General features: G+C 72.4%; 17 protein-coding genes. 14 read left to right on the top strand and 3 right to left on the bottom strand.

Translation table 11 applies throughout. The features are described from left to right. The first annotated feature begins 6 nt into the window (after window positions 1–6). Genes EKO23_RS16905 through EKO23_RS16895 form a run of 3 tightly spaced genes read left to right on the top strand, consistent with a single transcriptional unit; the run spans window position 7 to window position 1026 of the window. A complete protein-coding gene (locus tag EKO23_RS16905; protein WP_134719299.1) occupies window positions 7–282 on the top strand; it encodes an SHOCT domain-containing protein in 276 nt (91 codons plus the stop codon). Continuing rightward, entirely contained in the window at window positions 279–719 is a 441-nt protein-coding gene (locus tag EKO23_RS16900; RefSeq protein WP_134719298.1) for a hypothetical protein, read from the top strand. Before EKO23_RS16905 ends, EKO23_RS16900 begins: the two co-directional genes overlap by 4 nt. Window positions 720–738: 19 nt before the next feature. Continuing rightward, complete coding sequence (locus tag EKO23_RS16895; protein ID WP_134719297.1) at window positions 739–1026, top strand: DUF1905 domain-containing protein; 288 nt, start codon at window positions 739–741, stop codon at window positions 1024–1026. 18 nt (window positions 1027–1044) lie between these two features. Here EKO23_RS16895 and EKO23_RS16890 read toward each other — a convergent pair whose 3' ends face one another. Beyond that, window positions 1045–1716 (bottom strand): Type 1 glutamine amidotransferase-like domain-containing protein, encoded by a 672-nt coding sequence (locus tag EKO23_RS16890; protein WP_134719296.1) that lies wholly within the window; start codon window positions 1714–1716, stop codon window positions 1045–1047. A gap of 197 nt (window positions 1717–1913) precedes the next feature. Beyond that, on the bottom strand, window positions 1914–2342 hold the full coding sequence (locus EKO23_RS25370; RefSeq protein WP_167880522.1) for an OsmC family protein: 429 nt from the start codon (window positions 2340–2342) through the stop codon (window positions 1914–1916). A gap of 151 nt (window positions 2343–2493) precedes the next feature. Between EKO23_RS25370 and EKO23_RS16880 the strand changes: the two genes are divergently transcribed. The 6 genes from EKO23_RS16880 (at window position 2494) to EKO23_RS16855 (ending at window position 7356) form a co-directional block, all read left to right on the top strand. Continuing rightward, entirely contained in the window at window positions 2494–2862 is a 369-nt protein-coding gene (locus tag EKO23_RS16880; RefSeq protein ID WP_167880521.1) for a hypothetical protein, read from the top strand. 62 nt (window positions 2863–2924) lie between these two features. After that, the gene (locus EKO23_RS16875) at window positions 2925–3320 is read left to right on the top strand and encodes a nuclear transport factor 2 family protein (protein ID WP_134719293.1); all 396 of its coding nucleotides are present in this window, start codon (window positions 2925–2927) and stop codon (window positions 3318–3320) included. 91 nt (window positions 3321–3411) lie between these two features. Continuing rightward, window positions 3412–4833 carry a M15 family metallopeptidase gene (locus tag EKO23_RS16870; RefSeq protein ID WP_134719292.1) on the top strand — a complete coding sequence of 474 codons (1422 nt, stop codon included), beginning with the start codon at window positions 3412–3414 and terminating at the stop codon, window positions 4831–4833. Window positions 4834–4908: 75 nt separating this feature from the next. Further along, a complete protein-coding gene (locus EKO23_RS16865) occupies window positions 4909–5319 on the top strand; it encodes an HIT family protein (RefSeq protein WP_134719291.1) in 411 nt (136 codons plus the stop codon). Window positions 5320–5382: 63 nt separating this feature from the next. After that, window positions 5383–6141, top strand: a complete 759-nt coding sequence (locus EKO23_RS16860; protein ID WP_134719290.1) for an SDR family NAD(P)-dependent oxidoreductase — start codon at window positions 5383–5385, stop codon at window positions 6139–6141. 192 nt (window positions 6142–6333) lie between these two features. After that, entirely contained in the window at window positions 6334–7356 is a 1023-nt protein-coding gene (locus EKO23_RS16855; RefSeq protein ID WP_134719289.1) for a DUF3048 domain-containing protein, read from the top strand. Window positions 7357–7431: 75 nt separating this feature from the next. Here EKO23_RS16855 and EKO23_RS16850 read toward each other — a convergent pair whose 3' ends face one another. Next, window positions 7432–8124 (bottom strand): TetR/AcrR family transcriptional regulator, encoded by a 693-nt coding sequence (locus tag EKO23_RS16850; RefSeq protein ID WP_134719288.1) that lies wholly within the window; start codon window positions 8122–8124, stop codon window positions 7432–7434. A 115-nt stretch (window positions 8125–8239) separates the two neighbouring features. Between EKO23_RS16850 and EKO23_RS16845 the strand changes: the two genes are divergently transcribed. The 5 genes from EKO23_RS16845 (at window position 8240) to EKO23_RS16825 (ending at window position 12263) form a co-directional block, all read left to right on the top strand. Beyond that, window positions 8240–8785 carry a hypothetical protein gene (locus EKO23_RS16845; RefSeq protein ID WP_134719287.1) on the top strand — a complete coding sequence of 182 codons (546 nt, stop codon included), beginning with the start codon at window positions 8240–8242 and terminating at the stop codon, window positions 8783–8785. Between the two features lie 165 nt (window positions 8786–8950). Then, entirely contained in the window at window positions 8951–9505 is a 555-nt protein-coding gene (locus tag EKO23_RS16840) for a YqgE/AlgH family protein (protein WP_134719286.1), read from the top strand. Window positions 9506–9584: 79 nt separating this feature from the next. After that, window positions 9585–9830, top strand: coding sequence for a DUF3039 domain-containing protein (locus tag EKO23_RS16835; protein ID WP_134719329.1), 246 nt, complete (start codon window positions 9585–9587; stop codon window positions 9828–9830). Then, a complete protein-coding gene (locus EKO23_RS16830) occupies window positions 9827–11614 on the top strand; it encodes a DEAD/DEAH box helicase (RefSeq protein ID WP_134719285.1) in 1788 nt (595 codons plus the stop codon). Before EKO23_RS16835 ends, EKO23_RS16830 begins: the two co-directional genes overlap by 4 nt. A gap of 13 nt (window positions 11615–11627) precedes the next feature. Further along, on the top strand, window positions 11628–12263 hold the full coding sequence (locus EKO23_RS16825) for an IclR family transcriptional regulator (protein ID WP_134719284.1): 636 nt from the start codon (window positions 11628–11630) through the stop codon (window positions 12261–12263). Window positions 12264–12267 lie beyond the last annotated feature (4 nt).

The following is a 12267-nucleotide window of genomic DNA, read 5'->3' as shown; positions in this document are numbered from 1 at the left end:
GCGCTCATGCTGTTGGTACCGAGGCAGCTACGGCGAGCCGGGATGACCGGCGACGTGCCCTACTACGGCGGACGGTTCACGCCGGCGCAGGCGTACGCCGCCTCGCACCCGCGGCGACCGGCGCCACCGCCACCGCCACCACCGACGCCTCCGACGCAAGCCCAGCCCGGGCCACCGGCCGAGCCGCGCCCGGACCCGCTGCCCGCGCTGCACCAGCTCTACGACAGCGGCGTCATCACCCGCGACGAGTACCACCAGCTGCTCGAGCGGGTGGGCCGATGACCGGGTCGACGTTCGGCCCGGTCCAGGTGCTGGTGTTCGGCTTCGACGAGCCGTCGTTCTCGGGCGAGGTGCTCGCCGAGCTCGGTCGCCTCCGGGACGCCGGGATCGTGCGGCTGGTCGACGTGCTGCTGGTGACCCGGCGCGCCGACGGTGCGCTGGACACCGTGCCGCCCCCACCCGGCGCCGACCCCGATCTGGGCCGGGTGGCCGCCGCCCTCTTCGACCGCCGGGCGGGCGAGCCGGAGGGGGAGGAGGGCGACGCGTGGTCGCTCGACGACGCGGTCCCCACGGGTGGCACCGCCGCGGTGGCCCTGATCGAGCACACCTGGGCCGTCCCGCTGATCGCCGCGATCGGCCGCGCCGGTGGGCGCCCCCTGGACGAGACCTGGCTCGCCGCCGACGACCTGGCGCTGCTGGAGTCGCTCGCCGGTCGGTAGCCGCTCCTATCCTGACCGCATGGACCTGGAGTTCAGCGGTGAGGTGTGGTCGTGGCGCGGCCCGGCGCCGTACCACTTCATCTCGGTGCCCGACGACGAGTGCGCGGTGATCGAGTCGACCGCGGCCATGGTCAGCTACGGCTGGGGGATGATCCCGGTCGCCGTCCGCATCGGCGACACCGACTGGACGACGTCGCTGTGGCCCAAGGACGGGCGCTACATCGTCCCGCTGAAGGACAGGGTGCGCCAGGCCGAGGCCATCGAGCTCGGCGACACCGTCACCGTCCGGCTCAGCGTCGACGTCTGAGCGCTACGTCGTCGGCCTCTACGCGCCGAGCAGCGTCCAGCGTCCCTCGGAGACGACCTCGACGGTGCCGTCGGTCACCGTGATGGCCGTCTGGTCGTCCATCGCGTACGCCGGGCCGTCGATGCCGGCGGCCCACTTCTCCGCCTCGGCCATGGAGTTGCCCGGCTCGCCACCCCGGGCCAGGTGGGGACAGATCGAGAAGTCGACGAGGCCCAACGTGACGTCGTCACCGGTCGGCGGTCTCCACTGGACGAAGTCGTCCCCGATCCTGGGGGTCAGCACCATGCTCCCAGCGCTCAGCCCGACCCAGACCGTCTCGCTCAGCGACGGAAGCAGGTCCACCAGCCCGGACTGCCGCATCCAGTGGCACAGGTAGAGGGCGTCGCCGCCCGACACCAGCAGGGCGTCCGCCTCCCGGACCAAGGGCACCCAGCGCTCATCGTCGATGGTCGGCAGCGCGGTGAGCTCCAGCACGCCGACGGACCTCCAGCCCAGGTCGACCATGGGGTTCCCGGAGTTCCCGCTGATGAACTGCCAGGCCTTGACGCCGGGGCCCGACCAGGGGTGCCCGTACATCGCGGTGGGGATGCACAGGGCGCTCGAGTCGGCGATCGGCTTGCCCAGCAGGTCGACCAGCGCGTCGCGGATGCTCGCGTTGGTGACTCCTCCGGACGTGAGTAGCAGCTTCACGGCATCTCCTGGTTCGCGTGCGAGGGATCGGTGTGGGGTGCAGACCGGCCGGCCCCGCCGGAATCATCGCGCGGGGCCCGTCGCGGACGACCACCGTCGACCTGACCGCGTGCCCTCCGGGCACCACGACAGTCGGCGGCACCGAGGAGGCCTGTCGAGCCAAGCGGCGACGCTGACCCGCGCCAGGGTCGGGAACATCAGCCCTCGGTCGAGACGACGACGGGCGGCAATGGCCGTACGTCGGCGCCGACACGAAGAGCGGACGGGACCTCGGCTATCTCCTGGACATGAGCGACCAGCTGCTGCAGCGCGTGCCGGGGGGCGGCGCCCTCCACGTGGATCCGGTAGGTGATGCCGGACGAGGCGCACGGCTCGCCGGCGAAGCCGCCGTCCGCAGAGACGGACACGTGGGTCAGGGTCAGGCCCCGAGCCGCCGCCTCCCGGTAGAGGTCGTTGTAGACACACCCGGCGACGGCGAGGTGGAGCAGGTGCCCACCCGTGAACTGGTCGAACGAGAATCGTTGGCGCTGACCGGTGCGTGCGTTGCGGAACTCGACCGCGAACCCCTCAGGATCGGCGCGCGTTCCGTCGTCGGCGGTCTCGACGGTTGCCTCGTAGCTCTCCACCCCAGGAATCATCGCGCTGGGCGGCACGGACGTCCCGGATTCGGTGATTGACGAGCCGCCTTCGGCGGGATCACTCTGGGGAGAGGCCGCACCCGCGGCGATGTCACCGGCCGCTCGATCCAGGCACGCGGCAGACGTGCCAGGTGTTCCCATGTCCGTCCTTCCCTCGGGCCCCAACCTGCGGCCCGAGCCTCGGCGTGGCCCGAGTGCTCGGCCCCGTTCGACGCGTGGGCGTGGGTTCCTCGTCGGGGCCGCCGTCGGCGGGGTCTTCCTCGTCATGCTCCTGCTCGACCCGGAGCTCACGGGGGACCCCTACGGCGACTCGCGGACGGACACGGTGGGGCTGGTCATGCTGTACGTCGCACTCGCGATTGCCGCGCTCGGGTTCGTGACGGCAGCCGTCCTCACCTTTCGGCGCGCCACGACCCGGCTCGGCCAGGGGATGCTGGTGGGCTTGACCGTCACGATCCCGTTGGCGGTCCTCTTCCTGATCCTGGTCGCGGCGTCCCAGATGCCCTGAACCGTCAGCCGGCTCGGGAAATCAGTGCGACCGCCGCGCCCGCCGCGGCCTACGGTGGCCCGATGGACCACACCGCTGCCCAGGCCTGGCTCGACCGGTACGTCGCCGCCTGGCTCTCCTACGACCGCGACGACATCACCGCCCTCTTCAGCGAGGACGTCGTCTACCGGTACCACCCGTACGACGAGCCGCTGGTCGGCCGCGACGACGTGGTCGCCTCCTGGCTGGGCGAGCTCGACTCCGAGGACGCGTCGAGCCGCGACGAGCCCGGCACGTACGGCGCGCACTACGCGCCGGTCGCGGTCGACGGCGACGTGGTGGTCGCCACCGGGAGCTCGGAGTACCGCGACGAGCCGGGCGGCCCCGTGACCAAGACCTACGACAACTGCTTCGTGATCCGCTTCGACGACGCCGGCCGGGCCCGCGAGTTCACCGAGTACTACCTGAAGCGTCCGTGACCGGACCCGTCGAGCGGCGCGCCCGACGATTCCGAGCGATCCGGTGCACAATGGGCCGGGTCCTGCCACCTCGTCCGGGAGAGTCATGCGGTTGATCCGTCCCCTCCAGGCGTTCCTCGCGGCGGTCGTCGTCGCGGTGCTCGCCCCCCTCCTCACCCAACCGTCGTCGGCGCAGCCGGCCGCGCCGGCCCTCGTCGGTGACACGCCGACCACCACCACGATCACGGGGACGTCGACCCACGCGAGCTCCACCACCACGCTGAGCGTGACCCTGCGTGACGCGAACGCCGGTCTCGATGCCCAGCCGGTGCTGGTCGAGCGGCGCGTCGACGACGTGTGGCAGACCGTCGCAACCGTGCTCACCGGGGCGGAGGGCACCGCCACGACGACGGCCACGATGTCGAGGCTCGCCGCCAACAACGTCTTCCGGGCGACGTACGCCGGGGACCCGACGTACGCCGGCTCCGCCAGCGGGCCGGTTCGGGTGCCGCTGGTGCGCCGGGCCAGCACGATCACGCTGAGCGGCCCGCACCAGGTCGTCGACGAGACGTCGGTCATCCTGCGGGTCAGCTGGCGCACCGGCAACGACCAGCCGGTCGGCGGACCGGTCGTCCTCTACCGGCGCACGGGCGACCGGTGGGCGAAGAGCCGGACCACCCGCACCGGCTCCGACGGCCGTGTCTCGATCACGCTCAAGCCGCGCAGCGACTCCCGCTGGAAGGTGCGGGGGACCACCCTGGACTGGGTGAAGGGCGACGACAGCCCCGGCTTCTTCATCGACAACCTCCCGCCCGGCATCCCGGTCACCCTGCCCAAGGCGGCCCCCAGGCCGAAGATCACCCTGCCCAAGCAGCCGCACGCGACGGGCTCCGGCCCCAACCCGGCGATCACAGCGATCCCGAACGGCGTCTGGAACCAGATGACCGGCATCACCTGGCACCGCGGCTGCCCGGTCGGGCGGGCCGGCCTGCGGCTGCTGCGGATCAACTACTGGGACTACCAGGGCTACCGCCGCCGCGGCGAGATCGTGATCGCCTCCGGCGCCGCGTCCCGGGTGTCCGCGGCGTTCTCCGAGATGTACCGCGCGAAGCTGCCGATCCGCGCGATGTACCGCGTCGACCGGTTCGGCTGGTCGTCCCGGGTGCGCGGCGGCAACGACTACCGGTCGATGGCCGCCGGCAACACCTCTGGCTTCAACTGCCGCGACGTGGTCGGACGCCCCGGCGTGCGGTCGCCGCACTCCTACGGCCGCTCGATCGACGTCAACACCTGGGAGAACCCCTACCGCTCGCGCCAGGGCACCGTCCCCAACACCTGGTGGATGTCGCACTCGCACAAGCGGGTCGCCTGGCGTTCGCGGCAGCACGCGGTCGTGAGGCTGATGGCCCGGCACGGGCTGCGCTGGACCTACGGGAACGGCGACACCCAGCACTTCGACGTCACCAGCGGCAGCAACGGCCGCGTCGTGATGGCGCCGGGCTGCACGCTGCCGACGTTCATCGCCTGCGACTGAGCCGGCGACCGACCCGGCGACCGACCCGGTGACGCGCACCCGGTCACGTTCCGGCGGGCGGCTAGCCTGCCGGACGTGACCGACTGCGTGTTCTGCTCGATCGCCGCCGGGGACCTCCCGGCCGAGGTGGTGCTGGAGACCGACGACCTGGTCGGCTTCCTGGACCTGCGGCCGGTGTTCAAGGGACACGTGCTGCTGGTGCCGCGCGAGCACGTGGTGACCCTGCCCGACCTGCCGGCCGCGCTGCGCGACCCGTTCCTCGCCGCCGGTCAGCGCCTGGCCACCGCCATGGTCGAGGGCCTCGGCGCGCAGGGGTCGTTCGTGGCGATGAACAACACCGTGTCCCAGTCGGTGCCGCACCTGCACCTGCACGTGGTGCCGCGCACCAAGGGCGACGGGCTGCGCGGCTTCTTCTGGCCGCGCACGAAGTACGCCGACGGCGAGGCGGAGGAGTACGCAGCCAGGCTGCGCGCCGTGCTCGGCTGAGGCTGCCCTAGGGTGAGGTGGCTTTCGAGCCACCGGACAGACACCGATCGAGAAGGAGTCAGCATGGGCCGCTTCGACGGGCGGGTAGCCGTCGTCACCGGAGCCGCACGAGGGATCGGGTTCGCCACCGCGAAGCGGTTCGCGGACGAGGGCGCCGCGGTCGCGGTGATCGACCTCGACGAGACCGCGGCGAGCGAGGCCGCCGCGAAGCTCGGGGCGAGCCAGGCGGTCGGCATCGGCTGCGACGTCTCCGACGCCGCCTCGGCCGAGGCGGCGGTCGAGCGGGTGGTCCGTGAGCTCGGGGGCATCCACATCCTCGTGAACAACGCGGGCATCACCCGCGACAACCTCCTGTTCAAGATGACCGAGGAGGACTGGGACCTGGTCATGGGCGTCCACCTCAAGGGCGCGTTCCTGATGACCAAGGCCGCTCAGAAGCACTTCGTCGAGCAGAAGTACGGCAAGATCCTCAACCTCTCGAGCGTCTCCGCGCTCGGCAACCGCGGCCAGGCCAACTACTCCGCCGCCAAGATGGGCATCCAGGGCTTCACCCGCACGCTCGGCATCGAGCTCGGTCCGTTCGGTGTCAACGCCAACGCGGTCGCGCCCGGCTTCATCGCCACCGAGATGACCGACGCCACCGCGGCCCGGCTCAAGCTGGACGTCGAGGAGTTCCGCCGGCTCAACGCCGAGGCGAACCCGGTCAAGCGGGTCGGCCAGCCCGAGGACATCGCGGCCGCCGCGGCGTTCCTGTGCAGCGACGAGGCGTCGTACATCACCGGCCAGACGCTGTACGTCGACGGTGGGGCCAAGCTGGGCTGATCCGGCCCCACCGGTCCACACCTGTCCCACCGGTCCGGTCAGCCACGCGTCCCACGGGTGGATTTGGGTACGCCGAGGGGCGTGCCTACCCTCTCGGGGGCCCACTTTCCGTTCCGCGCGCCTCCCCGATGAGGTGGAACGCGGGGGCACACTGGGAATCTGTACCAAACAACTCGACGATCGGAGAACCGCGTGCGCCGCGTACGCCTGTCCCTGGCTGCCACCCTGGCCGCGACCCTCATGCTGGCCGCTGCCGCGTGCGGGGGCGACGACAAGGAGAGCAGCACCGACGAGGCCGCCCCGAAGGGCACCGGCCAGGGTGCGGTCCTGTCGAGCACCTGGCCGCTCACCGGCCTGCCGGTCTCCGGAGACCAGTCCGCCGAGCAGAGCCACCCGGTCTTCATCGTGAAGATCGACAACACCTCCAGCAGCTCGCCGCAGATCGGCCTGGGCGACGCGGACATGGTGGTCGAGGAGCTCGTCGAGGGCGGATCGACCCGGCTCGCTGCGTTCTTCTACTCCAAGATCCCCGCCAACGCCGGCCCGGTCCGCTCCATGCGGGCCTCCGACATCGGCATCGTGAAGCCGGTCGACGGCCAGATGGTGACCTCCGGTGCCGCGGGGGTCACCATCCGCCGCCTCCAGGGCGCGGGCGTCAAGTTCTACGGCGAGGGCTCGAAGGGGATGTACCGCGACAACGCCCGCTCCGCGCCGTACAACCTGTTCGTGAAGCTCCAGGACCTCGCGAAGACGGTCAAGGTGGACGAGGCGCGCCCGGCCGACTACCTCCCGTGGGGCGACGCGAAGGACCTGCCGAAGGGCCAGCCCGCGAAGACGATCGCGGCCAGCTTCTCCGGCGGGCACACCACCGACTGGGTCTTCCGTGGCGGCACGTACGAGAACACCAACAGCAACGCGGCCGCCGGCGACAAGTTCCTCGCGGACTCGGTCCTGGTGCTGCGCGTGAAGGTCGGCGACGCCGGCTACCGCGACCCGGCCGGCAACCCGGTGCCCGAGACCCACTTCACCGGCACCGGCAAGGCCATGCTGTTCCACGACGGCCGCCTGGTCCGCGGCACCTGGTCGAAGCACGGCCTGAACTCGGCGCTGAAGCTCAAGACCAAGGCCGGCGCGCTCGAGGTCCCCGCCGGCCACACCTTCATCGAGCTGGTCCCGACCGGCAACGGCGGCAACGTCACGTTCACCAGGAAGTGAGCTGACCCGACCCGACCGCCCGCGCGGCGTCCCCGACCGGGGGCGCCGCGCGACGCATGTCGGGGTCGGCCGGGGTCAGCTCTTGTCGCCGACCGGGTCCGCGAACGCCACCCCGTCGTCGATGAGCTTGCGCAGCCCGAGCAGCAGGAAGCCGATCGCAGCCTCGACCCGGGCGCTGGCGGCCTCCGCGTCCTCGGCGCCGGACACACTCTCGCCGGCGCTCGCCAGCGCGCCGAAGAAGATCCGGCTGAACGTCTCGACCATGGGCTGGTCGAGCTCCCAGGCGCCGGTCGCGAGCACGCCGTGGACGACGTCGAGAACGATCGCGAACGACGTGCGCTCCTCCTGCTCGCGGAACCGCTCGTAGCCGAGGACGGCGGGGCCTTCCTGCATCACGATCCGGCGGTACGTCGGCTGCTGGACCACCTCGAGGAACGCGCGGAGGCCGACCAGCGACTTCTCCCACGGGTCCTTCACGCCCTTGACCGAGGCAGCGATGTCCGCTGCGGCCTCGGACTCGATCCGCTCGAAGACCGCCTCGAACAGCGCCTGCTTGCCCGTGAAGTGGTGGTAGAGCGCGCCCTTGGTGACCGCGGCCTGGGCCACGATCGCGTCCAGCGAGGTGGCGGCGTACCCGCGCTCGCTGAACTGCTCGAGCGCGGCCTCGACCAGGGCCCGCTTGGTCGACTGGGAGTACTGCTGGCGTCGCGAGGCGCCGGGGAGGTCGGGGACCTTGGGCAGGAGGCGCTTCGCGGCGGACTTGCTCATGGGTGGTGAGTATGCCGTGCCCGAGGCCACAGCGGGCCGGCTTGGCATACCGACGGACGCTTGCATACTGTGAGTACGTACCAACGGTATGTGAGTGAGAGAAAGGAGCCTTCCCATGACCTGGGACGCCTTTCACCACCGCGGGGACGTCCTCCGCACCGTGACCGCCGAGGTGGACCTCCGTCGCGACGGAAGCCTGCCGATGGACCTCCCCGGCGTGGCCGAGACCTTCCGCGGCGAGCTCGACCTGCTCGCCACCCTGCAGCTGCGCTGGCACACCCGCCTCGCCGGTCGGATCGAGCGCGAGCTCGGCGATCAGCCCCTGGACCTCGATTCCGCGGTCGTCGACGCCTGGCGCGCGACCGCCGACCAGATGCCCGGCGTCCGCGCCGTCCTCGACCGGCACGCCGACGGTGCCGGCGACGCTGCCGACCGGGGGGAGGCCGCGCACGTGATGGCGGTCGCCACCGCCAAGGAGCGCCAGATGCTCGCGGTGCTCGCAGGCCGGGTCTCCTCGACCGAGCCCGAGCCGCACGGCCAGCGCATCGGCGAGGAGCTCGAGGACCGCGCCCGGGCCGGCTGGACCGAGCCCGCCCGCGGTCGCCGCCGGGTGGTCGCGGTGTCCTTCCTCGACCGGCTCAAGGCGGCGCTCGCCGCCTGACCCACCGCCCGGTGCTCCGCGGGGGAGAGTCGTCGGGCCCACGAACGGCAGCCCCCGGTGCCGATGCGACGCGGACCTCCCACCGCACCTCCCAGCGCGTCGGCCCGGGGCTGCTGCGGTTTCCCCGGGGGTGACCTCTCCGGAGGAAGTCGGCATGCTGGTGCCATGGAACCGACGCCGGGCACGCTCCTCGTGGCCAGCCCGGAGCTGCTGGACCCGAACTTCGCCGACTCCGTGGTGCTGCTCCTCGACTCCGACGAGAACGGTGCCCTGGGCGTGATCCTCAACCGCCCCTCGCGGGTCCCCGTCGCGGCCGTGCTCGAGGCCTGGGCCGAGGTGGTCGCCGACCCCGACGTGCTGTTCCACGGCGGCCCGGTCAGCACCGACGGAGCGCTCGCCGTGGCCGTGCTCAGCGACCCGGAGGACGCGCCGGTCGGCTGGCGCCCGACGTACGGCGACGTGGGGCTGGTCGACCTCGACTCGCCGGTCGAGCTGGTCGACGGCACGGTGCGGGCGATGCGGGTCTTCGCGGGGTACGCCGGCTGGGGCGCCGACCAGCTCCAGGAGGAGATCGCCGAGGGCAGCTGGTACGTCGTGGCGTCCGAGATCGAGGACGTCTTCCGCTCCGAGGTGGGCGACCTGCGCCGCGAGGTGCTCCGCCGCCAGCCGGGGGAGCTGGCCTGGGTGTCCACCCGGCCGGCCGATCCGCTGATGAACTGACGGATCGTTCTCCCCAACCGCGCGGCCCGTGCCTCGCCGCCGGGAGTTCTGGCCTAGAATCGGTCCGGTGAGCAACCCCATCGGATTCACCGACACCGACGTCCTCGAAGACCGCCGCACGGTCCCGACCGATGCCGGCGACCACGAGCGGTTCGCGCACTACGCACCCAAGGACAAGGTCACCGAGGCCATGGTCATGGGCACCCCCGTGACCGCGCTCTGCGGCAAGACCTGGGTGCCGAGCCGCTCTCCGGAGAAGTTCCCGGTGTGCCCGGAGTGCAAGGAGATCTGGGAGTCGCTGCCGAAGGGTGAGGACGGGGAGTGACGGGACGGCACGACGCCGTCCCACCCGCACCGGGCGCACTCACGCCGGCCTGGCCGGACCGTGCCGCATGGGGGACGGCCCAGTCGCTGCGCGCCTGGCAGGCGGCGGCGATGGAGAAGTACTTCGACCAGCCCTCGCGTGACTTCCTCGCGGTCGCGACGCCGGGCGCCGGCAAGACGACGTTCGCGCTCACGGTCGCCGCCGAGCTGCTCGGCCGTCGCGTCGTCGAGCGGGTCACCGTGGTCGCCCCCACCGAGCACCTCAAGGTGCAGTGGGCGGAGGCCGCGGCCCGGGCCGGCATCCCGATCGACCCGACGTACGCCGCGGGGCAGGGGAGGACCTCCCAGGACTACGTCGGCGTGGCCCTGACCTACGCCGGGGTGGCGGTGAACCCGCTCGCGCACCGGATCCGCACCGAGCGGTTCAAGACCCTGGTCATCCTCGACGAGGTGCACCACGCCGGCGACGCCCTGTCGTGGGGCGACGGGGTCCGCGAGGCGTTCGACCCCGCCGTACGCCGGCTCGCGCTGACCGGCACCCCGTTCCGCTCCGACGTGAACCCGATCCCGTTCGTGACCTACGCACCCGGTGACGACGGCGTTCCCCGGTCGCTGGCGGACTTCACCTACGGCTACTCCCACGCGCTCGCCGACCACGTGGTCCGCCCGGTGCTGTTCATGGCCTACTCCGGCGAGATGCAGTGGCGCACCCGCGCCGGCGAGGAGCTCTCGGTCCGGCTCGGCGAGCCGATGACCAAGGACGCCACCTCCCAGGCCCTGCGCACCGCGCTCGACCCGCAGGGCGCCTGGGTGCCGTCGGTGCTCGCGGCCGCGGACCGGCGGCTCTCCGAGGTTCGCCGCCACGTGCCCGACGCGGGCGGCCTGGTGATAGCGACCGACCAGGACTCCGCGCGCTCCTACGCCGCGCTGCTCAAGGAGATCTCGGGGGAAAGGCCGACCGTGGTCCTCTCCGACGAGAAGTCGGGATCGAAGAAGATCGCCGACTTCACCGCGTCGGAGGACCGGTGGATGGTCGCGGTGCGCATGGTCTCCGAGGGCGTCGACGTGCCGCGGCTCGCGGTCGGTGTCTACGCCACCACCACCTCGACCCCGCTGTTCTTCGCCCAGGCGGTCGGCCGGTTCGTCCGTGCCCGCAAGCGCGGCGAGACCGCCTCGGTGTTCCTGCCGTCGGTGCCCGCGTTGCTCGGCCACGCCTCCGAGATGGAGGTCGAGCGCGACCACGTGCTCGGCCGGCCCGTGCAGGACGAGGACGACATCTTCGCGGCCGAGCAGGAGCTGCTCGACCGGGCGCAGGCCGGTGAGGCGGCCTCCGACGAGCTGCTCGGCTCGTGGGAGGCGCTCGGCTCGCAGGCGACGTTCGACCGGGTGCTCTACGACGGCGGCGAGTTCGGCCACTCCGGCGAGGTGCACGTCGGGTCGGACGAGGAGATGGACTTCCTCGGCATCCCGGGGCTGCTCGAGCCCGACCAGGTCCGCGACCTGCTGCACTCGCGGCAGTCGGAGCGGGCGAAGAAGCAGAAGGCAGTGGCCCGCCCCGACGACACCGTCGCCGAGGTCAGCACCCACGAGCAGCTCGCGGTGCTGCGCCGCGAGCTCAACGGCCTGGTAGCGGCGTGGTACCACCGCACCGGGCAGCCGCACGGCGTCACCCACGCCGCGCTCCGCAAGGAGTGCGGTGGCCCGGCCGCGGCGGTCGCCACCGCCGACCAGCTCCGGGCCCGGATCGACGCCCTGCGCGACAAGGCGGCCCGGAAGTCGTCCTGAGTATCCTCGGCTCATGGCGGCCGAGACCTCGCAGACCCTGGACCGCGGGCTGCACGTCCTGCGCATCCTGGCGGGGGCACCTTCCGGCCTGACCGTCACCGAGCTCGCCGCCGCGCTGGGGGTCAACCGGACCGTGGTCTACCGGCTGGTCGCGACCCTCGAGCAGCACGCGCTGATCCGCCGCGACAGCAAGGGCCGGCTCCACGTCGGGCTCGGGGTGCTGCACCTCGCCTCGGCCGTCCAGCCGGTCCTGCGCGACATCTCCGTCCCGGTGCTGCGCCGGCTCGCGGAGTCGGTCGGATGCACCGCGCACCTCACGGTCGCCGACGGGGACGAGGCGCTGGCCCTGGCCGTGGTGGAGCCGTCCTGGACCGACTTCCACGTGTCCTACCGGGTGGGCGCCCGGCACCCGCTCGGCGTGGGGGCCGCCGGCAAGGCGATCCTGCTCGGCCGCGAGTCCGGCACCGCGCCGTACGTCATGACCTCGGGGGAGCTGCAGGCCGGCGCCCGCGGCCTGGCCGCCCCGGTGCGCGGCGTCGACGGGCTGGAGGCCTCGGTCGGCATCGTGACCCTGGGCGACTTCGACGCCGACGAGATCGGCCCCCAGGTCTCGGCGGCCGCCGACGAGGTCGCCGCCCGCCTCGCCTGACGCG

It is taken from the genome of Nocardioides guangzhouensis (assembly GCF_004519545.1).
Lineage (GTDB): Bacteria > Actinomycetota > Actinomycetes > Propionibacteriales > Nocardioidaceae > Nocardioides > Nocardioides guangzhouensis.
The sequence above is the reverse complement of the archived record's forward strand: the minus strand, read 5'-3'. Positions and strand labels throughout refer to the sequence as shown.